Annotated in this window: 22 protein-coding genes; 12 read left to right on the top strand and 10 right to left on the bottom strand. The window is 73.6% G+C overall.

Annotation, left to right across the window (positions count from 1 at the left end; translation table 11 throughout):
• Positions 1-115: 115 nt before the first annotated feature.
• The 6 genes from OG247_RS39880 to OG247_RS39855 all read left to right on the top strand — a co-directional run bounded on the left by OG247_RS39880 (position 116) and on the right by OG247_RS39855 (position 8,618).
• On the top strand, positions 116-4,162 hold the full coding sequence (locus OG247_RS39880) for an nSTAND1 domain-containing NTPase (RefSeq protein WP_327256844.1): 4,047 nt from the start codon (positions 116-118) through the stop codon (positions 4,160-4,162).
• 192 nt (positions 4,163-4,354) lie between these two features.
• Positions 4,355-5,203: a C40 family peptidase gene (locus OG247_RS39875; RefSeq protein ID WP_327256843.1), complete on the top strand. Its 849-nt coding sequence runs from the start codon at positions 4,355-4,357 to the stop codon at positions 5,201-5,203.
• A 67-nt stretch (positions 5,204-5,270) separates the two neighbouring features.
• Positions 5,271-6,557, top strand: a complete 1,287-nt coding sequence (locus OG247_RS39870) for a serine hydrolase domain-containing protein (protein ID WP_442813535.1) — start codon at positions 5,271-5,273, stop codon at positions 6,555-6,557.
• Between the two features lie 116 nt (positions 6,558-6,673).
• Positions 6,674-7,474, top strand: coding sequence for an NPP1 family protein (locus OG247_RS39865; RefSeq protein WP_442813534.1), 801 nt, complete (start codon positions 6,674-6,676; stop codon positions 7,472-7,474).
• A 287-nt stretch (positions 7,475-7,761) separates the two neighbouring features.
• Positions 7,762-8,334, top strand: coding sequence for an HPP family protein (locus tag OG247_RS39860; protein ID WP_327256842.1), 573 nt, complete (start codon positions 7,762-7,764; stop codon positions 8,332-8,334).
• A 98-nt stretch (positions 8,335-8,432) separates the two neighbouring features.
• Positions 8,433-8,618 carry a DUF6381 family protein gene (locus OG247_RS39855; protein WP_279345527.1) on the top strand — a complete coding sequence of 62 codons (186 nt, stop codon included), beginning with the start codon at positions 8,433-8,435 and terminating at the stop codon, positions 8,616-8,618.
• 50 nt (positions 8,619-8,668) lie between these two features.
• Here the strand turns inward: OG247_RS39855 and OG247_RS39850 are convergent, their stop codons facing one another.
• Positions 8,669-9,019 carry a hypothetical protein gene (locus tag OG247_RS39850; protein ID WP_243332017.1) on the bottom strand — a complete coding sequence of 117 codons (351 nt, stop codon included), beginning with the start codon at positions 9,017-9,019 and terminating at the stop codon, positions 8,669-8,671.
• Positions 9,020-9,137: 118 nt separating this feature from the next.
• Here OG247_RS39850 and OG247_RS39845 point away from each other — a divergent pair, with 118 nt between their 5' ends.
• Positions 9,138-9,731, top strand: coding sequence for a YdeI/OmpD-associated family protein (locus OG247_RS39845; RefSeq protein ID WP_327256841.1), 594 nt, complete (start codon positions 9,138-9,140; stop codon positions 9,729-9,731).
• A gap of 18 nt (positions 9,732-9,749) precedes the next feature.
• Here OG247_RS39845 and OG247_RS39840 read toward each other — a convergent pair whose 3' ends face one another.
• Positions 9,750-10,943 (bottom strand): cytochrome P450 family protein, encoded by a 1,194-nt coding sequence (locus tag OG247_RS39840; protein ID WP_327256840.1) that lies wholly within the window; start codon positions 10,941-10,943, stop codon positions 9,750-9,752.
• A 115-nt stretch (positions 10,944-11,058) separates the two neighbouring features.
• Between OG247_RS39840 and OG247_RS39835 the strand changes: the two genes are divergently transcribed.
• The gene (locus OG247_RS39835; protein ID WP_327256839.1) at positions 11,059-11,823 is read left to right on the top strand and encodes a dienelactone hydrolase family protein; all 765 of its coding nucleotides are present in this window, start codon (positions 11,059-11,061) and stop codon (positions 11,821-11,823) included.
• Positions 11,824-11,921: 98 nt separating this feature from the next.
• Here OG247_RS39835 and OG247_RS39830 read toward each other — a convergent pair whose 3' ends face one another.
• Together OG247_RS39830 and OG247_RS39825 are read right to left on the bottom strand one after the other, a co-directional pair.
• Complete coding sequence (locus tag OG247_RS39830) at positions 11,922-13,664, bottom strand: Ig-like domain-containing protein (RefSeq protein WP_327256838.1); 1,743 nt, start codon at positions 13,662-13,664, stop codon at positions 11,922-11,924.
• A gap of 47 nt (positions 13,665-13,711) precedes the next feature.
• Positions 13,712-14,791: a hypothetical protein gene (locus OG247_RS39825; RefSeq protein ID WP_327256837.1), complete on the bottom strand. Its 1,080-nt coding sequence runs from the start codon at positions 14,789-14,791 to the stop codon at positions 13,712-13,714.
• A 258-nt stretch (positions 14,792-15,049) separates the two neighbouring features.
• On the opposite strand from OG247_RS39825, the gene alc reads away from it, so the two are divergent.
• A complete protein-coding gene (alc, locus tag OG247_RS39820) occupies positions 15,050-16,198 on the top strand; it encodes an allantoicase (RefSeq protein WP_327256836.1) in 1,149 nt (382 codons plus the stop codon).
• 57 nt (positions 16,199-16,255) lie between these two features.
• Here alc and OG247_RS39815 read toward each other — a convergent pair whose 3' ends face one another.
• Complete coding sequence (locus tag OG247_RS39815) at positions 16,256-16,666, bottom strand: organic hydroperoxide resistance protein (RefSeq protein WP_327256835.1); 411 nt, start codon at positions 16,664-16,666, stop codon at positions 16,256-16,258.
• Between the two features lie 126 nt (positions 16,667-16,792).
• Between OG247_RS39815 and OG247_RS39810 the strand changes: the two genes are divergently transcribed.
• Positions 16,793-17,266, top strand: coding sequence for a MarR family winged helix-turn-helix transcriptional regulator (locus OG247_RS39810; protein ID WP_327256834.1), 474 nt, complete (start codon positions 16,793-16,795; stop codon positions 17,264-17,266).
• Here the strand turns inward: OG247_RS39810 and OG247_RS39805 are convergent.
• From OG247_RS39805 to OG247_RS39785, 5 genes are all read right to left on the bottom strand, one after another.
• Positions 17,229-17,891, bottom strand: a complete 663-nt coding sequence (locus tag OG247_RS39805) for a cytochrome b/b6 domain-containing protein (protein ID WP_327257797.1) — start codon at positions 17,889-17,891, stop codon at positions 17,229-17,231. The two genes, OG247_RS39810 and OG247_RS39805, sit on opposite strands and share 38 nt — an antisense overlap.
• 103 nt (positions 17,892-17,994) lie before the next feature.
• On the bottom strand, positions 17,995-18,660 hold the full coding sequence (locus OG247_RS39800; protein ID WP_327257796.1) for a molybdopterin-dependent oxidoreductase: 666 nt from the start codon (positions 18,658-18,660) through the stop codon (positions 17,995-17,997).
• Between the two features lie 259 nt (positions 18,661-18,919).
• Positions 18,920-20,281 (bottom strand): FAD-dependent oxidoreductase, encoded by a 1,362-nt coding sequence (locus OG247_RS39795; RefSeq protein WP_327256833.1) that lies wholly within the window; start codon positions 20,279-20,281, stop codon positions 18,920-18,922.
• 104 nt (positions 20,282-20,385) lie between these two features.
• Positions 20,386-20,715, bottom strand: coding sequence for a hypothetical protein (locus OG247_RS39790; RefSeq protein WP_327256832.1), 330 nt, complete (start codon positions 20,713-20,715; stop codon positions 20,386-20,388).
• A gap of 80 nt (positions 20,716-20,795) precedes the next feature.
• Positions 20,796-21,587 (bottom strand): hypothetical protein, encoded by a 792-nt coding sequence (locus tag OG247_RS39785; RefSeq protein WP_327256831.1) that lies wholly within the window; start codon positions 21,585-21,587, stop codon positions 20,796-20,798.
• Between the two features lie 102 nt (positions 21,588-21,689).
• Here OG247_RS39785 and OG247_RS39780 point away from each other — a divergent pair, with 102 nt between their 5' ends.
• Together OG247_RS39780 and OG247_RS39775 are read left to right on the top strand one after the other, a co-directional pair.
• Entirely contained in the window at positions 21,690-22,223 is a 534-nt protein-coding gene (locus tag OG247_RS39780; protein ID WP_327256830.1) for an HAD domain-containing protein, read from the top strand.
• A gap of 206 nt (positions 22,224-22,429) precedes the next feature.
• Entirely contained in the window at positions 22,430-23,191 is a 762-nt protein-coding gene (locus OG247_RS39775; protein ID WP_327256829.1) for a GmrSD restriction endonuclease domain-containing protein, read from the top strand.
• Position 23,192: the final 1 nt, after the last annotated feature.

The raw sequence follows: 23,192 nt of genomic DNA, 5'->3' as shown, positions 1-23,192 counted from the left end.
CGGCCGGGCTCCGGAACGTCGCCGTTTCGCGCCGCACCGCACGAATGGCCGGTCGGTGCTCCGACCCCCGCGCTAGCCTGGGCACCTGCCTCTCACAGCCTGGGCGCACATTGCCATGGGGGACGTCTTGGGGGATCCGGACCGCGAGAGCGGGACCGCGGCGGCCTTTCCCGCCCAATTGCGAAGGCTGCGCGTACAGCGCGGCCTGTCGCTGGGCGACCTGGCCCGCCAGACGCACTACAGCAAGGGCTATCTCAGCAAGATCGAGACCGGTGCGAAGCCGGTCACCCTCGACGTCGCCCGCAGCTGCGACCGGGCCCTCGGGGCCGAGGGCGAACTGCTGCGACTGGTACCGGAGAGCGAGGATTCCGGACCCCAGGCCGGAACCCAGGCCGGACCGCAGACCGGACCGCAGGCCGGCTCCCGGGCCCGGCCCCCGGCCGGATCCCGGACCGATCCCTCCGGTCTCCTCGGAACCCCTGGTGCTCCCGGTCCGCCCCGGCCGCGTGCTCCGCAGTCGGACGGCGCGTGCCCCTACCGCGGCCTGTCGGCGTTCACCCCGCAGGACGCCCAGTGGTTCTTCGGCCGCGAGCGCGCCACGGCCGCCCTGGTCGAGCGGGTCCACGACCGGCTCGGGCACGGCCCGCTGCTCCTCGTCGCCCGATCGGGCGCGGGCAAGTCCTCCCTGCTCAGCGCGGGTCTGGTACCGGCCCTGCGGCGCGGCGGCTTCCCGGTGGCGGGGGCCGACGGCTGGCCGGTCGTCAGGTTCACCCCCACCGCGCACCCGCTGCGGGAACTGCTCGACTCCACCGTCAAGGCGGTGGGGGGCGATCTCGGCGTCAACCCGGAGCAGTTGGGTGCCCACCCGGAACTCCTGCTCGAATCCGTGCACCGGCTGACGCACGGCGCCGGCCCCTTCCCCGAGCCGGACCGGCGCGGGCTCCCCACCGTGCGGCCGGTGTTGCTGGTCGACCAGTTCGAGGAGCTGTTCACCCTCTGCTCCGGCGAAGAGGAGCGCCACGCCTTCGTACGGGTGCTCCTCGCCCTGGCCGCCACGCAGCCCGGCCGCGGATACGACCCCGCCGTCGTCGTGCTCGGTGTGCGGGCCGACTTCTCCGGGGAGTGCCTGGACCTGCCGGAGCTGGCAGCCGTGTTCAGCGACGGGCTGTTCGTCCTGCCCCCGATGTCGGTGGCGGAGCTGCGGGAGTCGATCACGCGCCCGGCGGAGCTCGCCGGGCTCGTACTGGAGCCGGGGCTGGTCCCGCTGCTGTTGCGGGACGCGGGCGTACGGGATCCCGGCGCAGGGGGCCCCGGTGCGGGGGACCCCGATGCAGGGGACCCCGCTGCGGGGGGCGTCCTGGCGCGCAACGGCGGCGGTCCGGACACCTTGTCCGGCGAGGCCCCCTCCAGCGCCCTGCCCCTGATGTCCCACGCGCTGATGGCGACCTGGCAGCGGCGCGAGGGGGCCACGCTCACCGTCGCGGGGTACGAGTACGCCGGCGGCATCCAGGGCGCCGTCGCACGCAGCGCCGAGCAGGTGTTCGCCCGCCTGTACCCGGCCGAGCAGCGGATGGTCCGGCGGCTCCTCGTCCGGCTGGTGCACATCGCCGACGGTACGGGGCCGACCCGGCGCCGGATGAGCCGGACCGCCCTGCTGGAGGGGCAGGCCGACACCGTGCGGGCCGCCGCCGCCCTCGACGCCTTCGTCCGGGCCCGGCTGATCAGCGCGGACAGCGAAACCGTGGAGATCACCCACGAGGCCCTGCTGCACGCCTGGCCCCGGCTGCGCGGATGGATCCACGCCGACCGGGCCGGGCTGCTCGTCCACCAGCAACTCGCCCAGGCCGCCGACGAATGGGTGCGCGAGGCCCGTGACCCGTCGGTGCTGTACCGCGGCAGCCGCCTCGCCACCGCCCGCGCCTGGGCCGACGAGCTGGACGGCCGCAGCCGGCCGGGCCCCCGGGAGGCGGCCTTCCTCGACGCGAGCCGGACCGCGGAGGAGGCCCGCCGCCGTCAGGACCGGCTCCGGGTCCGCCTGCACCAGCGGATGCTGGCCACGCTCGTCGTCCTGCTCCTGCTGGCGCTGACCGCCGGCGGGGTGGCCTACCAGCAGCGCGCGGGGGCGCTCCGCCAGGAGCGGACCGCCCGGTCCCAGGCGCTGGCCGCCCGGTCGCTGTCCCTGTCCGCCGGACAGCCCGAGGCCTCCATGCTGCTCGCCGAGGAGGCCTACCGGGCCGAAGCGACGCCCGAGGCGCGCGGCGCCCTGCTCAGCACCCAGTCGCAGCCCTTCCTGGCGCGGCTCGGCGGGCACGGCGGGCCGGTCAACGCGGTGGCCTTCGCACCGGACGGCCGGCTGCTGGCGACGGCCGGCTCCGACGGGAAGGTGCTGCTGCGGCGGGTGGCCGACCGGAGCACGGTCGCCGCCTTCACCGCACCCGGCCGGGTGCGCACGGTCGCCTTCAGCCCCGACGGGCGGACCCTGGCGGCCGGTTCCACCGACGGCCCGGTCCGGCTCTGGTCCGTCGGCGCGGGCGGCGGCTCCGTGTCGGTGCTGCCCCCGAGTACGGCGGGCGCCCGGGCGGTGGCCTTCGCCCCCGACGGGGACACCCTCGCCATCGCGGCCGCCGACGGGACCATCCAGTTGCGGGACCCGTCCGGGGAACACCGCGAGCACGCCGTCCTGACCGGGCACACCGCACGGGTCAACACCCTGGCCTACGCCCCGGACGGCCGGAGCCTCGTATCGGCCGGCGCCGACGGGACCGTACGCCTGTGGGACACGCGGCGGGCCGAGCCGGCCGGCGTTCTGGAGGGGCACACCGGGGAAGTGCTGGGCGCGGCCTTCGCCCCGGACGGCCGTACGGTCGCCACCGGCGGGGTCGACCGTACGGTGCGGCTGTGGGACGTCGGCGGGCGGCGCGCGGCGGCGACGCTGGCCGGGCACAGCGACGACGTCAACTCCGTGGCCTACACCCCGGACGGCACCACCGTCATCAGCGGGGGCGGCGACGGCACCACCCGACTGTGGGACGTCCGGAGCGGCCGCCTCACGGCGACGCTCGCCGGCCACACCGACTACGTGCTCGCCGTCTCCGTGGACCCGGCGGGATCGGTGCTCGCCACCGCCGCGTTCGACCAGTCCGTCGTGCTCTGGGACCTGCGGGGGCCGGTGCTGACGGCGCGCCCGTTCACCGAGGTGTGGCACGCCGCGTACAGCCCCGACGGAAAGCTCCTCGCCACGGCCGACGCCGATCACACGGTGCTGGTGTGGGACGTGGCCGGACGGCGAGTTCAGGCCACTTTCACGGGGCACGCCGAGACGGTGTTCTCGGTGGCCTTCGCCCCCGACGGCCGCACCCTCGCCTCGGCCGGAGCCGACGGCACCGTACGCCTCTGGGACACCACCGCGCGCGCTTTCCTCGCCACCCTCACCGGGCACACCGGGACGGTGTTCTCGGTGGCCTTCGCCCCCGACGGCCGCACCCTCGCCTCGGCCGGAGCCGACGGCACCGTACGCCTCTGGGACACCACCGCGCGCGCTCCCCTCGCCACCCTCACCGGGCACACCGACTTCGCCAACGACGTCGTCTTCAGCCCCGACGGGCGGACCCTGGCCAGCGCCGGGGACGATCTGACCGTCCGGCTGTGGGACGTGGCCGGGCGCCGCCCGCTCGCCGCGCTCAGCGGCCACGCGGGAGCGGTACGGGCCGTCGCCTTCGGCCCGGACGGGCGGACCCTGGCGAGCAGCGGCAACGACGGCACCGTACGGCTGTGGGACGCGGAGCAGCGGCGCGTCACCGCGGTGCTGACCGGGCACACCGGCTCGGCGCGGGGCATCGCCTTCTCCCCCGACGGGCGGACCCTGGCGAGCAGCGGCAACGACCGTACGGTGCGGCTGTGGGACCTGCCCGGACCCCGGCTCCGGGCCGTGCTGACCGGGCACACCAACGCGGTGTGGGGCGTCGCCTTCTCCCCCGACGGGTCGACCCTGGCGAGCAGCAGCAACGACGGCACGGTACGGCTGTGGAACCCGGATCCAGGCGCCCGGCTGGCGGACATCTGCCGGACGGTGGGACGGCTGGGACCGCGGGAGCGGCAGGCCCTGTTGCCCGGTCTGCCGGTGCGCACGGCGCGCGGCTGCCGGCCCTCCGGGGAGCGATAGGCGGTGGTGACGGGACGGCGCGGGTTTCCCCCGGGGGTTTCCCGTTGCCCGTTCGGGTGGTGACACGTTCGGCCCTCGACGGGACAGGGCGGCGGCCGACAGGCTGGTCACGTGTGCGGCGCCGGCGGCCAAGTGCCGGACGGACGGCCGTGCTTCACCACCACCGTGCCGTGTGAAACGAGGTCTCCCATCGTGCTGCGCCGAACAGGTCTCATCGGAACGCTCCTCGCGCTCCTGGCCGTACTCCTCTGCACCCCCGCCGCCCCGGCGGCCGCCGACAGCGGTTGCCGGGTCCTGGCCCCCGGGGCATCGGCGGCGGCCGAGCGCGCCGTCGCCGCCGCCTGCGAACAGGTGGACAAGGGGGTCTGGTACACGTGGGGCGGTGGTCACGGCCCGGGGCCCGGTGCCACCTACGGGCAGGTGGACCCCACCGATCCGGCGAGCGAGCACGATCCCGAACGGCTCGGCTTCGACTGTTCGGGATTCGTCCGCCACGCCTACGCACAGGCCACTGGCTCGGACCCGCTCGACGGAGTGGCCAGTGCGCAGTACTACACGCACCGCGCGGCCGCGCGCTTCACCGCCTCCCAGGGGCTCGCGCCGCTGCTCCCCGGCGACCTGCTCGTGTGGGGAACCTCGCGGGACCTGCACCACATCGCCCTCTACCTCGGGGCGGGCAAGATGGCGGAGGCCCGGCAGTCGGGTACCAAGCTGATGGTCAGTGAGGTCACCGACGCCCGGCTGTCGAACGGCTATTACGGGGCCGTCCGCGTGAACACCGGCCCGGTCACCGGACACGTGTTCCAGACCTGGGGCGCCGGAGTCTGGACCAAGGAGCTGCCTTCCGCGGCGGCCGCGCGCGTCTACGCCTTCCCCGGGCCGACGACCATCCGCGTCGAATGCCAGAAGCACGCCGAGTCGGTGACCTCCGACGGCTACACCAATGACGTCTGGTCGTACCTTCCGGATTACCGGGCCTGGATGACGAACATTTACGTCCGCGGGGCGGCGTGGCTGGAAAACGTGCCTACCTGCCGTTGATCATCCGTAAGGTCGGAAACGATCCATACCCCCCGAGCCGGCCCACCCGGCCCATCCGAGGAGCAACGTGCGCACGTCCACGTCCCCGTCCAGCCTGCCGTCCCTCCCCCGCTCACGGCGCCTGGCCGTCGGCGCCGCCCTGCTCGCCGTCGTGGCCGGCGGTACGCTGCCCGCCGGCGCGGCCCACGCGGCGACCGCGCCCGGCTCGGCCGCCCAGTCTCCCGTCCAGCCGGCCGCCGTACCCGATCTGGAGGCGCTGACCCAGGCGTTGCGCAATACGACGGCGGCCGGGGCCCCCGGGGCGATGGCCCGCTTCACCGGTCCGGACGGCGTCCGGTCCCGGGTGGAGGGCGTACGGGACCGGAGCACGGGCGCGGCGATGGACACGCGGGCCCGCTTCCGCATCGGCAGCGTCACCAAGACGTTCTCCTCGGTCGTCCTGCTCCAACTGGTCGACGAGGGACGGATCGAGCTGGACCGGCCGGTCAACACCTACCTGCCGGGCCTGCTGCCCGACGACCGGATCACGGTGCGCCACCTGCTCACCCACCGGAGCGGCCTGGCGGACTACACGAACGCGATGTTCGAGCACACGGTGCCCGGCTTCGAGGCCGTCCGGAACAAGGTGTTCACCTACCAGGAGCTCGTCGGCCTCTCGCTCGCCGAGCCGAGGACCACCGAGCCCGGGGTGGCGTACAAGTACTCGAACACCAACTTCGTCGTGGTGGGGATGCTCATCGAGAAGGCCACCGGAAAGCCGGTGGCCAAGGAGTACGAGCGGCGCATCATCAAGCCCCTCAAGCTGAAGAACACCTCCTACGTCCACCCCGGCACCACCATCAAGGGTCTGCACGCCAACGGCTACCTGCACCCGGACGACGCCGGCGCCCCGCTGGTCGACTCCACCGAACAGACCGTCTCCTGGGCGCAGTCCGCGGGCGCGATGATCTCCAGCGCGGCCGACCTCAGCACCTTCATGTCCTCCCTGCTCGGCGGGAAGCTGCTGCGCCCGGGCACCCTGGACGCCATGCTCACCGTGACCCCGACCGACGCCACGAACACCCGGTTCTACGGGCTGGGTCTGCGCCGCTACGACCTCTCGTGCGGTGCGCAGGTCTACGGGCACACGGGCACGGTGCAGGGCTTCTACACCTACGCGTTCACCACCCGCGACGGCAAGCGCTCCCTCTCCGCCATGGCGAACACCTCCAACCGGGGGCAGGCCAACACCGCCCTCGGCGGCACGCTGGAGGCCGCTTTCTGCGGTAAGGCTCCGGCCGCGGGCCCGGCCACCGCGCGCGGTTTCGCCTTCGCCCCGGCCGCCGCGGAGGCGGACCTCCCGGAGAACCGCTGACGGCGATTCCCGGACACCGGGAGGCTCCCGCCCCTATGCCTGGGGGCGGGAGCCGGGAAAGCTGAACTCCGCATTCCCGCACGGGCGTTGCCCGTGTGACCGATGAGGAGGACACGATGCCCGACGCACCGTCCGTGAAGCGTTCCCGCAGGGGGCCGGGCCCCAGGGCCCGCCGGATGCTCGCCGCCACGGCGGGGGCCGCGGCGCTGGTCCTCGCCGTGCCGGGGGTCGCGTACGCGGCTCCGCCCCCGGCCCTGCCCGCCAACGCGGACGGGCTGGAACAGACCTTCCAGCCCGCCTACGACTACGACCGCGACGGCTGCTACTCCAGCCCCGCCATCGGTCCGGACGGCACCCTCAACGGGGGCCTGAAGATGGGCGGCGACGTCAACGGCAGCTGCCGCGACCTCTCCGACCTGAACAACACCAACGGCTACTCCCGCGCGAAGTGCAACAACGGCTGGTGCGCCGTCATGTACGCGCTCTACTTCGAGAAGGACCAGGTCTCGCTCGGCCCCGGCAGCGCCGGGCACCGGCACGACTGGGAGCACGTCGTGGTGTGGATCCAGAACAACCAGGTCGCCTACGTCTCCACCTCGGAGCACGGGAACTTCAAGGTGCACGCCGCCTCGCAGATCCGGTTCGACGGCACCCACCCGAAGATCGTGTACCACAAGGACGGCTGGAGCACGCACTGCTTCCGCGCCGCGAACTCCAACGACGAGCCGCCGGAGAACCACAAGGGGACCTGGCAGTACCCGACGCTGGTCGGCTGGAACGGCTACCCCGCCGGGCTGCGCGACAAGCTGAGCCAGGCCGACTTCGGCAGTGCCCTGCTCGGGATCAAGGACGGCCAGTTCAACGGCCACCTGGCCAAGGCCAAACCGGCCGGGATCCCCTTCGACCCCAACGCCTGACGGCCGCCGGACCCGGGCGAGCGCCGCCGGGCGGACCCGGGGGCGGGTTCCGGAGGGGCTCCGGATAGGGTCATGTCGGGAATGCGCCGCCCCGTCACCCGGGGAGGCGCGAGGTCGGTCGGCCGTCGATCACGGCATGCCCGCCCCGCGTGACCCGGCAGCGCCGCGTGGCCCGGCCACCCCGCGTGGGCGTGCCGCGCACACCGTGCCGCCGTGGGCGCCGCCCCGCCCGCCCCCGTACCGCCCCTGCCCGGCCGACGGCCGCCCTGCCCGGAATATCTGCCGCCATGAGTACCGCGCTCCACCCCGCTCCGCCCCCCGACGCCGCAGGCTCCCCCGGAGCCGAAGCCCCCGGGGCGCCCCGCCGCCGGATGATCGGCGGCCGGGCCCCGGCCCGGCCCACGGCCGCCGCCGCGATCCACAGCATCAGTGCCGCCACGGCGGTCCTGCTGTGGCTCGTGGCGATCGGAGCCATGATCCACGAGCCGATCCTCATACCGCCGCTGGCCGCCAGCGCCGCCCTCGTGCACAGCGCGCCCACGCTGCCCCTGGCGCAGCCCCGCGGGGTGGTGATCGGCCACATGGTGGGGGCGGCCGTCGGGTACGGCGTGCTGGCCGTGGCCGCAAGCAGCGCCTGGGCCGCCGCGGTGGCCGCCGGTGTCACGCTGGCGCTGGTCATGGCCGCGCGCACTCCGCATTCACCCGCCTGCGCCACCGCCGTGGTGGTCGTGCTCCAGACCCCGGCGGCGGACCGGTTCGTCCCGCTGCTGTTCGGATCGACCGTGCTGATCGTCCTGACCGGCTACGCCGCCTCCCGCGTGCGCCGCAAGGCACCGAGGTACCCCGCCTACTGGTGGTGACCGCGCGTCACCGTGATCGTGGCTCGAGATGCGCTCCGGGTGTACTGCTGGTTCGCTGAAGTCCGCCCGGCGTCCCCCCACAGCGCCCAGGAGTGATCATGAGTGCAGGCGAATCCCACGGCCGGTCCCGGCAGCTGCGCGACAAGGCGCAGGAACTCGACGAGGCCGCCACCCGCTCGACCGACCCCGACGAGAGCCTGCGGCTGCGGGACAAGGCGCGCCGCCTGCGCGAACAGAGCGAGCAGGAGCGCGTCATCGACGACCCGGGGATGGACCTGCGGTAGACCCGGCCGGCAGCGTCCGGCCGGGCTGCGGGGCCGCGGGGCTCCCGGGCCTACGGGGCCACGGCCGCCGCGGGGGCCTCGTCGAGCTCCCACGCGTGGCGCTTGAACTCGCGGACGAAGTCGGCGTGGTCCTCCCACTGGCGGGCGATGCCGCGCAGCACGTCCCAGTGGTGCTCCACCGCCTGGTCGATGACCCGGCGGACCGCCGGCTCGGCCGTCTCCCGCTGCTCGATGAGCCCCTTGGCCACCGAGGCCTCCAGTGCGGCGTTGCGCAGGGCGCGCAGGGCGCGGGAGGTGTCGTCCATCCCGAAGCCGTTCTCGCTGCCCGTCTCCTCGGCGAAGAGCGGGGTGAGCCGCGCCTCGATGAAGGCGGTGATCCGCTCGAAGTGGCGTACGTCCATCGGGGGCTCCATCTCGTGTCGCTGCGCTGTCCGGCGCGAACCGGGCCCGCACCGACGATCATTATCCCGCAGCCGGACGCCCGCTCCGCTCCGGGGGGCGGGCACTAATCTGGCCCGTATGGACGAGCGGGACGAGCTGGACGAGCTGGACGGCGCGGAGGTCATCGCGTTCGCCGACGCCGGGACCTTCGAGGACTGGCTGGCCGGGCACCACACCCGGCACGAGGGCGTGTGGGTCAAGCTGGCGAAGAAGGCGTCCGGGATCGCTTCGGTCTCCGCGGACCAGCTGGTCGACATCGGGCTGTGCTACGGCTGGATCTCCGGGCAGCGCCGGTCCCTGGACGAGCGGTACTACCTGCAGAAGTACGTGCCCCGCAGGCCCCGGAGCCTGTGGTCGCAGGTCAATGTCGACAAGGTGACCGAGCTGACGGCCCTCGGCCGCATGCGCGAGCCGGGCCTCGCCGAAGTGCGCAAGGCCCAGGAGGACGGCCGCTGGGCGGGGGCCTACGCCTCCCAGCGGACGGCGGAGGTGCCGCCCGACGTGACGGCGGCCCTGGCGGCGGACCCGGTGGCCCGGGCGGCCTTCGAAGCCCTGGACCGGACCGGGCGCTACCTCGTCGTCCTGCCCCTCCTCCAGGCCCTCACCCCGGAGACCCGACGGGCCCGCCTGGAACAGGCCGTACGCCTCCTGGCGCGGGGCGCCGGCGGCTGACCTCCCGGCCCGCCGGGGCTACCAGCGGACCGCGAGGCGGCTCACGCCGTGCATGAGGCTGCCCGTCAGCCAGGCCGGCGGGCCTGCCTCCGGGTCCTCGGCCAGGCCGGGGAAGCGTTCGAGCAGGGAGCGGATCGCGATGCGGCCCTCCATGCGCGCCAGCGGGGCGCCGATGCAGAAGTGGAGCCCGTGGCCGAAGGCCAGGTGGCCCTGCGGGGCGCGGCCGATGTCGAACACCCCGGGATCCGCGAAGCGGGCGGGGTCGCGGTCGGCGCCGGCCAGGGAGACGAACACGGTGGCCCCGGCCGGGATGGTGGCGACGCCCAGGTCCAGGGACTCGCGGGCGTAGCGGTACGTGCTGTGCTGCACGGGGCCGTCGTAGCGGAGCATCTCCTCGACCGCCCCGTCGAGCAGTCCATCGAAGTCCGCGCGCAGCGAGGCCAGTTGGGCGGGATGGGCGAGCAGGGCCCGTACACCGTTGGAGATGAGGTTGACGGTGGTCTCGTGGCCCGCGACCAGCAGCAGGAAGGCCATCCCGATGACCTCGTCGCGGGACAGGGAGTCGCCGCCCTCGTCACTGGTCCGGATCAGCGCGCTGAGCAGGTCCTCGCCGGGCTCCTTGGCCTTGGCCTCGATGAGCGCGGCGAGGTAGATCCCCAGCTCCCGGTACGCGTCGGCGTTCGAGGCTGCCGAGGTGGGGGTGACGATCTCGTTGGACCAGTACCGGAACCGTGCCCGGTCCAGGTCGGGGACGCCGAGCAGCTCGCAGATCACGGTCATCGGGAGCGGGAACGCCAGCGCGTCGATCAGGTCGCCGCCGCGCTCCGGCCGGGCGGCCATCGCGTCGAGCAGCTCGTCGGTGATCTGCTGGACGCGCGTCCGCATGCCCTCCATCCGCCGTGCGGTGAACTCCCGTGCGACCAGGCGCCGCAGCCGGGTGTGGTGCGGAGGGTCGGATTCCAGCATGTTGGAGCTCATCGCGCCGGCCTGGGCGTCCGGGAACCGGCCCGACGTGCGCCAGTCCTTGGACAGGGCCGGGTGGTTGAGGGCGCGGCGCGCCTCCTCGTGCCCGACGATCATCCAGCTCGGCTCGATGTCGTCCGGGGTGAGGATGATCCGGTGGACGGGCCCCGCCGCACGCATCCTCTCGTAGAACGCATACGGGTCGGCATCGAACTCATCCGCGCTGGCACTGATGTCCACTACTGGCATCGGACCACGGTACGCCCCCGGTTGGGGACCGTTGAGGGCGGTTTCCGGACACTCCGGGGCAAGAGCCCGATCACGGTAGTCTGCGGCCTTCGCCATACGAAAGAGGGGGACGGCCATGACGACCGCATGCGAGGTAGTCCGGACGACAGTTGACGTGGTCACTCGGGACGGCACCGCCGATGCCTATCTGGCCCGGCCCGACGGCGCGGGCACGTACCCCGGCGTGCTGCTGTACGTGAACGCCCTCGGGATCCGCCCGCACATCAAGTCGGTGGCGGACCGGATCGCGGCGGCCGGCTATGTCGTCCTGATGCCCAACCTCTTCTACCGCCACGGACGCGCACCGGTGTTCGAGCTTCCGGAGTTCGTGGACTTCGGCCGGCAGCCGGAGCTCTTCGACCGGATCGGCCCGGTCCTCGAATCGCTGACCGCCGGGCTGGCGATGCGCGACGCCGAGGCCTATCTGGAGCGGCTCGCGGGCCTCCCGGAAGTCGCCGCCGGGCCGGTGGCGATCTCGGGGTACTGCCTGGGCGCCCGGCTGGCCCTGCTCACGGCGGGGACGTATCCGCAGCGGGTGGCGGCCGCGGCCGGTTTCCACGGCGGGTTCCTGGCCACGGACGCGGCGGACAGTCCGCACCTGGTGGCGCAACGGGTCACCGCCGAGCTGTACTTCGGCCACGCGGACCAGGACCCGACGCTGCCGGCCGAGGAGATCGACCGGCTGGGGAAGGCCCTGTCGGCGGCGGGCGTCCGCCACCGGGCGGAGGTGTACGAGGGAGCGGCGCACGGCTACACCCTGGCCGACACCAGCTCCTACGACGCGGCCTCGGACGAGCGGCACTGGTCCGCGCTGTTCGCGCTGCTGGACCGGACGTTCTGAGCAGCGCGGGCCCGGCGTTCTGCCGGGCCCGCGCTGCTACGTGGCTGTGGCGCCACGTGGCTGTGGCGCTACGGAACTGCGGGGCTATGGAGCTGCGGTCACCGGCACTGGCCGGACCGGGGTCCGACGACGGTGGTTCCGGTGACGCGCGGCGCCGGTTCGTTGGCCTCGCACCGCAGCGGTCCGGTGACCCGGCCGCCCGAGAGCTCGACGCCTCCGAGGTTGGCTTCCAGGGTGACCGGGCCGGTGAACGCGTTGCCGGCGCAGACCGGGTCCGCCCCCGCGTGCACGGCGGAGCCGATCACCACGGAACCGCTGGTGTTCCGTACGCCGACCGGGCCGGTCAGCGTGGATCCGCAGAGGGACAGGGCGAGCGCCCCGTCGGCCGAGAGCGGACCGGTGACGCGGCCGTCCGATACGGACAGTGCGCCGCCGGGCCGGACGGTGAGCGGGCCGCTCTGCCTTCCGCCGGAGTCGATGCAGAGCGATTCCCCGGCCGCCACGGTCAGCGGCCCGCGGTGGTCGGTCGTGATGCAGGGCCGGCTGAATCCGACGGTGATGTCGGTCGGTTCACCGGTGGAGCTCGCCGTGTGGTCGGTGTCCGGGGCGTACGTGGCGCTGATCCGGTGGGTGCCGGGGCGCAGGGCGCTCGTGGTGAAGCGGGCCTGTCCCCCGTCGAGTGCGACGGTGGCGAGCGGGGTGGTCCCCTCGGAGAAGGTGACGCTGCCGCCCGGGGCGGCGGCCGGGTGTTCGGCGCCCGTCACGGTCGCGGTCAGGGCGACGGCGTGCCCGAACAGCGGTGTGGCGGTGTTCGTGGTGAGGGTGGTCGAGGTGCCGTAGCGGAAGGAGACGACGGCCTTGCCGTCGCCGTGCTGGACCCCCGACTCCAGGAAGGCCTCGGAGACACCGGCCTCGGCCGGGGCCGCGTAACCGCTGCCGCCACCGCCGCCCGCTCCGTAGAGGTTGCCGGGGTTGCCGCCGCCGGAGCCGCCGCCACCGCCGCGCCAGCCGCCGCCACCGCCTCCGCCGCCGTTGCCGCCGCGGCCGCCGTTGCCCCCGGTGCCACCGGAGCCGGGGTTGAGTCGGCCGGTGTGCTGGTCGATGTCGCTCGCGTTGCCTCCCCCTGCGCCGATCGGGTTGGTTCGGGTGCCGGTGCCGTGCTGGGTCAGGGTTCCGCCGGTGCCCCCGGCGCCGGACCCTTCGGGACCGCCGCCCTCGCCGCCGTTCTCCCCGGCGGGCCCGCCTCCGTTGCCGCCGCGCAGCAGGGGGCCGCCGTTGCCGGCGCCTCCGCCGGCGCCGGCCACCAGGATCCGGTCGGTCGGTCCGAAGGCGCCGGTGCGCAGGTCGGTGGCGCCGCCGCCGGAGCCGCCGCCGCCGTGCGCGCCGCCGCCGCCGGTGCCGTGGCCGAAGCCGCCGGGCCGGGCGTACTCGCCGTGCCGGGGGGTGCCGGAGCTGCCGACGCCTCCCCGGGTGATCTGGACGGCCTGGCCGGGGGTCACGGCCAGGACCGCGTGGGTCCGGCCGCCGAGGCCGCCGGGTGCGCCCTCGTTCGGGGGGTTCGGGGTGACGTAGCCGGCCGCGCTGCCGCCTTCGGCTCCGTAGAGGTCGACGGTGAGGACGCTCACCCCGGCGGGCACGGTGAAGACGTCCGTGCCCGCGGTGGCGTACGTACAGGTGGGCGGCGAGCTGGTGAAGACGCCCGCCGGGCCGCAGGGGCCGGTCACGTCCGCCGGGTCGGCGGCCGCGGTGAGGGGTGCCACCAGGGCGGCGAGGAGTCCGGCCGCGCCGAGGACGAGCGCCGTCCGGGAGGCGGGGAGGGAGTGGGGTCTGATTCGGGTCATGGTCCTGATCGGTGTGGTGGTGATGGGGCGGGGGTCCCTCATGCCGCTCAGACGCCGTCGTCGGCGCACAGCGCCCAGGCGTCGGTGTAGGTGTTGGGGGAGCTGCCGCCGCCGGTGTGGGTGTAGGCCGTCCAGTAGGCGGCCGTGGTGGTCCCGTCGCCGACCGGGGTGCCGCCGGAGTTGCTGGGGTAACTTCCGTTGAGGTGGTCGCCCGGGGAGCCGGGTCCGGTGAAGGCCGTGGTCGTCACGCTGCCACCGCTGATGGCCGCGCCACCGCTGATGAGCTTTCCGTCGTTGCCGCCGCAGCCGACCGTCGCGGTCTGGCCCGTCGTGGCCGCGGTCGGGCCGCTGACCTCGCCGTGGCGCACCTTGACCGTGGCGCCGCTGATGTTGATGTTGTTGCCGCTGCAGATCGCGTAGGCGTAGGTCGTGTTGCCGGTGCCGCCGCCACCGCCGTTCCAGCCGACCGCGGTCCAGGAGTCGGGGTTCGTCTCGCCGTCGGCCGCCGCCTTCTGGCCGTAGGCGTGTCCGGCGTCGTTGAAGGTGGGGAAGGAGGCGATCGGCTTGAGGCTGCCGACGTCGGCCGGGGTGATCCGGGCGCCGCCGCCGAGCAGACGGGTGTTGGCCGGGCAGGTGGCGGTGACGAGGCCCACCGTGGAGGACGTCGCGGGTCCGGCGACCTTGTTCATCACCACCTGGGTGTGGTTGATCAGGTTGCTGGTGAAGCACATGGCGTACGGGGTGCTGGAGAACGAGGCGTTGACCGCGCCGCCGCTGCCGCCGATGCCGAGCCAGTGCGTCACGTCGGCGGCGACGACGCCGGTCGAGCCCGTGTACTCGGTGGCGCCGTCGGGGCTGGGCGAAGTGCCGTTGACCTTGTTGCCGTTGGACGATGTCCCGGTGCCGATGGCCTGGTTGATCCCGCCACCGGATATGAGCCCCGCGGCGCAGTCCGCGTGGGTGGAGATCTCGGCGAAGGTCGCTGCGGGTCCGGAGGTGGCCCCCGGAGTCTTCACCGTCGCACCGACGGTGTTGGCGTAGGCCGATCCCGGCACCAGAAGGGCCAGGAGGGTGCCGATGACCAGTGACTTTCCTGCGACGGCGCGCCGCAGAACTGTCTTTGGCATGAAATTTTCTCCCTCATCCAGAGTCGCGCATGCGGACTGTAACAGTCTCTTTCACGCGCATCTACAGTGAGAACCACCTATCTCACCTAGCAGATAAGGGGTTTACCGATACCGGCTCGCCCGCCTGCACCGTTCAGCCCTCCTGAAAGGAATGATCGAAAACAATCGATAGACCTGAGCAATCCCGGTGGGCGAGAGTCGAGGCATCCCCCCGAGCCCCAACTCCCTTTCTCCACAACGGAAAGCAGGCCTCCACTCATGCAGCTCCCCACCACCGACTTCGCCGCCGCGCCCTACGTGTCGGGCGACCCGTACGCCGACTACCGGGGCGCCACCTTCGAGTTCTCCCACCTGACTGACCTCGCCGACCGCCGGCTCGGCGCGGGGGTCATCGCGGCCAACGACGAGTTCTTCGCCGAGCGGGAGAACCTCCTGCTGCGCACTCCGGCCGTCTTCGACGTGCACGACTACGGCAACAAGGGGAAGGTGATGGACGGCTGGGAGACCCGGCGGCGTCGCGGGGCGGGCGCGGACGAGCCGTTCCCGACGGACCGCGATCACGACTGGGCGCTGATCCGCCTCGGCTCCCCCGGCATCATCCGCGGGATCGTCGTCGACACCGCACACTTCCGCGGCAACCACCCGCAGCAGGTCAGCGTGTGGGCGGCCGCCTTCGAGGGGACGCCCTCGACCGCCGAACTCCTCGAACGGGCGGACGCCTGGGAGGAGATCGTGCCCCGCACCCCGGTGCGCGGCCACGCCGCGAACGGGTTCGCGGTCGGGTCCGGGCGCCGCTGGACACACCTGCGGATCAACCAGCACCCCGACGGCGGCATCGCGCGCCTGCGGGTGCACGGGGAGGTGCTGCCCGACCCGCAGTGGCTGGCCCTGCTCGGCACGGTGGACGTGGCCTGCGTGGTCAACGGCGGGGTCGTGGAGGAGGCCTCGGACGGCTTCTACTCCTCCCCCGGGAACACGATCATGCCGGGTCTGTCGCAGAAGCAGGACGACGGCTGGGAAACGCGCCGGCGCCGCGACAAGGGGAACGACTGGATCGCGTACCGGCTGGCCGGGCAGTGCGAGATCCGTGCGGTGGAGGTGGACACCGCGAACCTGAAGGGGAACGCAGCCGGCTGGGTGTCACTGTCCGTCAAGGACGGCGCGGACGGCGCGTGGACGCGGGTCCTGCCGCGCACCCGGCTGGAGCCCGACAGCCCGCACCGGCTGCCGCTCGACGCGCCGGTCCTGGCCACACACGCCCGGATCGACGTGTACCCCGACGGCGGATTCGCCCGCCTGCGCCTGCACGGCCGGCTCACGGACGCCGGAGCGGCCGCCCTCACCGCCCGCGCGGCGGGGGCGGCGGGGACGGCGGGGACGGCGCATGCGGCCGGCACGGCTCACTGACACGACAGGGCAGCGGCTCGGGCATCCCGCCCCGAACCGCCGCCCTGGATCGCCGGACTACTCGACGACGAGCTCGACGGGGATGTTGCCGCGCGTGGCCCGGGAGTAGGGGCAGACCTCGTGCGCCTGCTTGACCAGCAGGGTGCCGGTCTCGCCCATCAGGTTCTCGGGGAGTTCCACGCGCAGGACGACGGCCAGCCCGAAGCCCGCACCGTCCTTGCCGATGGAGACCTCCGAGGTCACCGAGATCTCACTGGTGTCGACCTTGGCCTGGCGGCCGACCAGCCCGAGGGCACTGGCGAAGCAGGCGGCGTACCCGGCGGCGAAGAGCTGCTCGGGGTTGGTGCCCAGGCCGCTGCCACCGAGGGCCGGCGGCATGGCCAGCGCCAGGTCGATCTGGCCGTCGGAGCTGACGGCGCGGCCTTCACGGCCGTTGGCGGTGGCGACAGCGGTGTAGATCGCGTCCATCTCGGGGGTTCCTCTCACGGGGCGGAGGCGGGCCGTCGACCGACGGCCTCGCTCCATCAATATGGCACACAATTAAGTTGTGCACAATTCAGTTGCCGACACGGGACCCCGGGTACACTTGCCCCCATGACCGAGCAACCGACCGACGTCCTCCCCGACCAGGACTTCCTGCGCCTCGACGGCCAGATCTGTTTCGCGCTCGGCGCGGCGAACCGCGCCTTCGGCGGGCTCTACCGCGTCGTCCTGAAGGACCTCGGGCTGACCTATCCCCAGTACCTGGTGATGCTGGTGCTGTGGGAGCACGGCGAGATGCCGGTCAAACAGCTCGGGCAGCACCTGCGGCTCGACTCGGGCACGCTCTCCCCCCTCCTCAAGCGGCTGGAAGCGGCCGGCCTGCTCGTGCGCGAGCGCAGCGCCGCCGACGAACGCTCCGTGCACGTCCGGCCGACCGAGACCGGTACTGCCCTGCGCGCCCGGGCCGTCGAGGTGCCCCGGCGCATCGCGGCCGCGACCGGCTTCGAGCTCGGCGAGATCAGGGAGCTTCAGGACCGCCTGCGGCGGCTCACCGCCGCCCTGGACGCCGCGGTTCCGCCGGAGTAGCCGGAACAGGGGGGCGCTGCGACCGCGCGGCGGAGGATCCGTACGGGCGCCACAGGGGGTGCTCGCGCCGCGCCCAGTCGGCGTCCACCGAGCCCGTCCGCATACCGCGCCGGGCCTCCGGATCGCCGAGGGCCATCATGACGTGACCCACGACGGCCACGGTCAGCGCGATGGCCAGCCAGTCGTGGACGAAGGTGGCCCCGGTCCGCCAGGACAGCGGGGCCAGCCCGGTGAACCACATCAGCAGACCGGTGCCGAGCATCACGAGGGCGGCCCCGGCGCTCCAGCCGGCGTAGAGCTTCTGCCCGGCGTTGAACTTGCCCGCCGGGCGGGCGCCCGGCCGGTGGTCGCGGCGCAGGGCGGAGCGCAGCCAGGTGCGGTCGTGCGGGCCGAAGCGGTTGAGCCGGCGCAGGTCCCCGCGGAAGGCCCGGGAGCCGAGCCCCAGCAGGGTGGGGGCCGGGATCAGCAGTCCGGACCACTCGTGGACGGTGACCACGAGGTGGCGGCGGCCCACGAGTTCGGCGAGGGGCGGCAGGTAGAGGCAGGCGGCACTCGCCAGACACACCCCGGTCAGGGCGGCGGTGGCCAGGTGGACCAGTCGTTCGGCGGGGCTGAACCGGCCCAGGCGGGCGGGGCGTTCGGCCACGCCGTCCGCACAGTTCACGCCGTCCGTGCCGTACGCGCCGTCCACCCGGTCCGCGTCGGAGGCCGGGGAACCGGCCGGGATGTCAGACGGTCGGGGCATCGTCGCGTCCGTTCGACTTGCCGACCCAGGCGTCGACGTCGTAGCCGAGTTCCTCCCAGTAGCCGGGCTGCACGTCCCGGGTGAGGGTGATGCCCGACAACCATTTCGCCGACTTGTAGAAGTACATGGGAGCCGCGTAGAGGCGGACCGGACCGCCGTGGGCGTGGCTGAGGGGCTTGTCCTGCATGTTCAGGGCGACCATGACGTCCTCGCGGCGGGCCTGCGGCAGCGTGAGGCTCTCGGTGTAGGTGCCGTCGAAACAGGTGAAGCGGATCGCGCGGGCCTCGGGATGGACCCCGGCGGCGTCCAGGAGCCGGAAGAGCGGGACGCCCTCGAAGGGGGTCTCGGGAACCCGCCAGCCCGTGACGCACTGGACGTCGCGGACGATCCGGGTCTGCGGCAGGGCCCGCAGCGCGTCGAGCGTGTACGTGGCCGGGCGCTCGACCAGGCCGCCGACGGTCAGCCGGTAGTCGGCCGGGCCGCGTTCGGGGACCGAGGAGGCGACCGAGTAGTACCGGAACCCGCCGCCGCCCGGTAGCAGTCCGGTGAGCCCGGTGGGGTCCTTTTCGGCGGCCGCGCCCAGGACGGCGTCGAACCCCGACTGGAGCCGCGGCGCGAGGACCAGGCCGAGGGCGCCGACCCCCACCATGCCGAGGACCAGCCGCCGGCCCACGGGGGCACCGCGGCCGTCGGGGTCGGACGCGGGGTCGGGGTCGGGGCCGAGGCCGGGACCGGCTTGCTGATCTGCTCTGCTCACGTGCCGATTCGACCACCTGCACCGCCCCGGCGGCCAGGGTTCGCGGCCGCCCGTCAGACTTCCGTAAGACGCGCCCGCACGCCCGCACGCCCGCACAGCGGTCCGGCCGGGCCCGCGCTCCGCGGGACCGGCCGGGTCGCGACGGGCCGGACTACGCCCCGCTCGCCTTGAGCATGTCCTCGCGCTCGACGAGCTTCACGCGCTCGCGGCCCTGCGGCTCACCCAGCGCCTTCTCGGCGGCGTCGAGCTTGTACCAGCCCTCCCACGTCGTGAAGCGGACCTCCTTCTCCGTGAGGAAGGTCTCGACCGCCTCCGGCTCGGGAGTGGACGGGGTCAGCAGGCGGCCGTCCGCGTGATCGGCGAGCAGGTTCGCGACCGTCTCGTTGGCGTCGCCCTTGGTGTGGCCGATCAGGCCGATGGGACCGCGGCGGATCCAGCCGGTGACGTACGTGGACGCCAGGTGCGCGCCGGCTTCGATGACGCGGCCGCCCTCGTCCGGAACCGTGCCGGAGTCGACGTCCCACGGCAGCTTGGGCAGCTCGTCGGAGAGGTAGCCGACGGCGCGGTAGACGGACTGGACGTCCCAGTCGGTGAACGTGCCGGTGCCCTTGACGTTGCCGGTGCCGTCGAGCTCGGTGCGCTCGGTGCGCAGGCCCACGACCTTGCCGTCCTCGCCGAGGATCTCGGTGGGCGACTCGAAGAAGTGCAGGAAGAGCTTGTGCGGGCGCTCGCCTATGTCGCGGATCGCCCAGTTCTCCAGGGTCTTGGCGACCATGTCCGCCTGCTTGTTGGAGCGGCGGGTGGTGATCGAACCCTCGTCGTAGTCGATGTCCTCGGGGTTGACGATGACCTCGATGTTCGGCGAGTGGTCCAGCTCGCGCAGCTCCATCGGGCTGAACTTGGCCTGCGCGGGGCCGCGGCGGCCGAAGACGTGGACTTCGAGGGCCTTGTTGGCCTTGAGGCCGTCGTGCACGTTCGCCGGGATCTCGGTCGGCAGCAGCTCGTCGGCGGTCTTGGCGAGGATCCGGGCCACGTCGAGGGCCACGTTGCCGACGCCGAGGACGGCGACCTTCTCGGCCTCCAGCGGCCAGGTGCGCGGCACGTCGGGGTGGCCGTCGTACCAGGAGACGAAGTCGGCGGCGCCGTAGGAGCCGTCGAGGTCGACGCCCGGGATGGTGAGCGCGCGGTCCGCGGTGGCGCCGGTGGAGAAGATCACGGCGTCGTAGAAGGAGCGCAGCTCGTCGAGGCTGATGTCGTTCGGGTAGTCGACGTTGCCGAAGAGGCGGACCTGCGGCTTGTCGAGCACCTGGTGCAGGGCGGTGATGATGCCCTTGATACGGGGGTGGTCGGGAGCCACGCCGTAGCGGATCAGACCGAAGGGGGCCGGCATCCGCTCGAAGATGTCGATGGACACGCCCGGGTCGACGGCCGCCTCGGACTTCAGCAGGGCGTCGGCGGCGTAGATGCCGGCGGGGCCGGCACCGACGATTGCTACCCGCAGGTGGCGAGGCATGGCTGGGTTCCCTTCGAACGGCGAAAGACTCGATCAAGGGAACCCTAAGCTAAGGGCAGCCTAACCCGGCACCCGCCCCCTGGTTATGCCCCTATAACCAGACCTTATGACTCCCCCAAGCCCTGGTTGGGGTCGACGTGGGCCTCGCGGGCCGTGAGCTGCCCCTGGACGAAAGCGTCCGTATCGGGAGAGTACGGACCACCGTGGTCGAAGAGCAGCTCCGTGATGCGCCGCCATTCCGCGACGGCGGCGCGGGTGACGGCGTCGGCGCTCTCCAGGTCGCCCGCGGCCACCACGGCGGCGGCCTCGGCGGCCTCGAGCGCCTCCTCGGTCTGGTGGTGGGTCAGGCCGGTGGCCCGCTCCCGCACCCGGGCACGGGCCGCGCGCTCCGCGTCGGAGGGGACGTGCGGTTCGTTGGCGGCGTCGTCGGTCACGGCGGTTCTGCCTCTGATTCCTGTTCCGGGGATCGTGGGGATTCTCGTGGGCGGGCGTTCCGAGCGGGGCCGGCCCGGGGTCACCAGTCCTCGGTGACGGTCACGGGGAACTCCTCGCGCGTACGAACCGTGACGCTGCCCGCGTCCGTGCCCCCGTACACCTCGTGCCGCCAGGCCGCGAAGACCCGTACCACCCTGCGGGCGTCGTCGCCGCGGCCCTTGCCCACCGCGCGGGTGGTGAAGGTCACCTCCGCGATGCCCCTCCCGCGCACCTTGCGGACGCGGACGTCACCGATGCCGTCCGCGGAGATGAACGTGTCCTCGTCGGTGCGGTGCTCCGCGTAATAGGCGACGAAGTCCCGCCTCATGTCGAACCACCCGGCCGCGCCGCAAGGACCCGCGCCATTGGTGGCGGCGCCGGGTGCGGAGGTGCCGTCCGTGGGCGGGTCGGGCGCGCCGGTGTCCTGATCGGTGGGCGGACCGGCAGGGCCGCCCGTCTCCTGGTCGGTCGGGGGACCGGCATCACCCCCGGTCTCCCCGTCCGTGGGCGGGCCGGCGTAGGCGCCCGTCTCCTCGTCGGTCGGTGGACCGGCGTATCCGCCCGTCTCCTCGTCCGTCGGCGGGCCCGCGTATCCGCCGGTCTGCTCCTCCGTCGGGATGTCGGGCGCGGTGGTGGCCCCGCCCGCGCCGGCATCCGTACCCGTCGCCCCGTCCAGGTCGCAGCGTTCCGGACCGGGCGCCGCCGTGGGAGCGGCGGGACCGGCCGCCTCCCCGGCCCGTACGGTGCCGCAGGCCGCGAGTCCGGCGCACAGGAGCAGCACCAGCCCGGCCAGGGCCGTCCGCCCGGTCCGGGATACCGCAGTCGTTGTCATGTCGTCTCCCCCTTCCGGCCGGGTAGAGGGCTCCGCGTGGGCCGCGGTTCCCTCCCGGGCCGCCGCTCGCGCAGGTCCCGGGGCGTGGTATCGCTGTGCCGCATGACGAACCCCCCGACTCCCCCGACCTCCCTCGTGGCGCGGCCCGTCCTCTTCCTGGACGTGGACGGACCCCTCATCCCGTTCGGATCCGCGCAGGGCCACCCGGTCTACGAGTCCCCCGGCGCGCCCGCCGGAGCCGGCCGGCACCCCCTCCTCTCCCGGCTCGATCCCGCACTGGGGCCGCGGCTCGCCGGACTGCCGTGCGAACTCGTCTGGGCCACGACCTGGATGGACGACGCCAATGCCTGCGTCGCCCCTCGGCTCGGGCTGCCGGACCTGCCGGTGGCGGACTGGCCCGAGCCCTCCGCCGAGGACGTCGGGAGCGGCACCCACTGGAAGACCGCAGGCCTCGTCGCGTGGGCCGCGGGCCGGGCGTTCGCGTGGGTCGACGACGAGATCGGCGACGCGGACCGCCGGTGGGTGTCCGCCCACCACCCCGGCCCGGCCCTCCTCCACCGGGTCGACCCCCGGATCGGACTCGGGGACGCCGACTTCGCCGCCCTGGAGGCGTGGCTGCGCGCCCACGGCGCCTGAAAGCCCGGCAGGCGCGGCCCCGCGCAACCAAGGCACCGCGGGCGGGCGGCCCGCGCCGCCCCTCCGGCGGCCGCCCCCCGCACGTCACCCGGCGTGCGCCCGGGGACCGTTCGCCGCCCGCCGGGCCAACGAGCCTGGCTTCGGGCCCCGTCCGGCATGGGTAGTCTTCCCGGGACACAGTGTGCGGCGGGGTTCGGGGTGGGGTCATGGGACGTCAGATACGTGTGCCCGGTGCGGTACTGGCGGCCGTGCTGCTGCTGGCCGCCGCAGGCTGTTCCGGGACGGGGAGCGGGGCCGGGGCGGATCCCGGCGACGACCCGAAGCCGGGCGGCGCCACGTCGGCCGCCTCCGCCGGTCCCACCGCTCCCGGATCTTCCGCCACTCCCGCCGACGGGAAGCCCCCCTCAGGCGACGTGCTCCCCGGCATGGTCGGCGTCTCCGTTGCCCGTACCCAGCTGGCCGCGCTGAAGGTGGCGCCGCCGGGAACCATGTCCGGGTACAGCCGGGACAAGTTCACGCACTGGGCGGAGCAGGGCGACAAGTGCGACACCCGTGAGGTCATCCTCCAGCGGGACGGCACCAACGTCACCCGGGACTCCCAGTGCAAGGCCGTGTCCGGGACCTGGAAGAGCCTGTACGACGAGGTGGTCGTGACCGAGGCCTCGAAGATCGACATCGACCACATGGTGCCCCTCGCCGAAGGCTGGCGCTCCGGTGCGGCCGGCTGGGACGCCGCGAAGCGCAAGGCCTTCGCGAACGATCTGACGCGCCCTCAACTGCTTGCGGTCACGGCCTCGTCGAACCGGTCGAAGGGCGACCAGAGTCCCGACCTGTGGCAGCCGCCGTCGAAGACGGCCTGGTGCCAGTACGGGCGGGCCTGGACCACCGTCAAGTCCGTGTACGGCCTGACCGTCACCGAGCCCGAGAGGAAGATGCTCTCCACCATGCTGGACACCTGCACGGCCTGAC

The organism is Streptomyces sp. NBC_01244 (assembly GCF_035987325.1).
Taxonomy (GTDB): domain Bacteria; phylum Actinomycetota; class Actinomycetes; order Streptomycetales; family Streptomycetaceae; genus Streptomyces.
This window is presented reverse-complemented; position numbering and strand designations above follow the sequence as displayed.

What these genes read in the sequence shown, in the direction of transcription:
- OG247_RS39880 (WP_327256844.1), top strand. Translation starts at nt 116, where the DNA reads ATGGGGGACGTCTTGGGGGATCCGGACCGCGAGAGCGGGACCGCGGCG.
- OG247_RS39865 (WP_442813534.1), top strand. Translation starts at nt 6,674, where the DNA reads ATGCCCGACGCACCGTCCGTGAAGCGTTCCCGCAGGGGGCCGGGCCCC.
- OG247_RS39860 (WP_327256842.1), top strand. Translation starts at nt 7,762, where the DNA reads ATGAGTACCGCGCTCCACCCCGCTCCGCCCCCCGACGCCGCAGGCTCC.
- OG247_RS39855 (WP_279345527.1), top strand. Translation starts at nt 8,433, where the DNA reads ATGAGTGCAGGCGAATCCCACGGCCGGTCCCGGCAGCTGCGCGACAAG.
- OG247_RS39850 (WP_243332017.1), bottom strand. Translation starts at nt 9,019, where the DNA reads ATGGACGTACGCCACTTCGAGCGGATCACCGCCTTCATCGAGGCGCGG.
- OG247_RS39845 (WP_327256841.1), top strand. Translation starts at nt 9,138, where the DNA reads ATGGACGAGCGGGACGAGCTGGACGAGCTGGACGGCGCGGAGGTCATC.
- OG247_RS39840 (WP_327256840.1), bottom strand. Translation starts at nt 10,943, where the DNA reads ATGCCAGTAGTGGACATCAGTGCCAGCGCGGATGAGTTCGATGCCGAC.
- OG247_RS39835 (WP_327256839.1), top strand. Translation starts at nt 11,059, where the DNA reads ATGACGACCGCATGCGAGGTAGTCCGGACGACAGTTGACGTGGTCACT.
- OG247_RS39830 (WP_327256838.1), bottom strand. Translation starts at nt 13,664, where the DNA reads ATGACCCGAATCAGACCCCACTCCCTCCCCGCCTCCCGGACGGCGCTC.
- OG247_RS39825 (WP_327256837.1), bottom strand. Translation starts at nt 14,791, where the DNA reads ATGCCAAAGACAGTTCTGCGGCGCGCCGTCGCAGGAAAGTCACTGGTC.
- alc (WP_327256836.1), top strand. Translation starts at nt 15,050, where the DNA reads ATGCAGCTCCCCACCACCGACTTCGCCGCCGCGCCCTACGTGTCGGGC.
- OG247_RS39815 (WP_327256835.1), bottom strand. Translation starts at nt 16,666, where the DNA reads ATGGACGCGATCTACACCGCTGTCGCCACCGCCAACGGCCGTGAAGGC.
- OG247_RS39810 (WP_327256834.1), top strand. Translation starts at nt 16,793, where the DNA reads ATGACCGAGCAACCGACCGACGTCCTCCCCGACCAGGACTTCCTGCGC.
- OG247_RS39800 (WP_327257796.1), bottom strand. Translation starts at nt 18,660, where the DNA reads ATGGTGGGGGTCGGCGCCCTCGGCCTGGTCCTCGCGCCGCGGCTCCAG.
- OG247_RS39795 (WP_327256833.1), bottom strand. Translation starts at nt 20,281, where the DNA reads ATGCCTCGCCACCTGCGGGTAGCAATCGTCGGTGCCGGCCCCGCCGGC.
- OG247_RS39785 (WP_327256831.1), bottom strand. Translation starts at nt 21,587, where the DNA reads ATGACAACGACTGCGGTATCCCGGACCGGGCGGACGGCCCTGGCCGGG.
- OG247_RS39780 (WP_327256830.1), top strand. Translation starts at nt 21,690, where the DNA reads ATGACGAACCCCCCGACTCCCCCGACCTCCCTCGTGGCGCGGCCCGTC.
- OG247_RS39775 (WP_327256829.1), top strand. Translation starts at nt 22,430, where the DNA reads ATGGGACGTCAGATACGTGTGCCCGGTGCGGTACTGGCGGCCGTGCTG.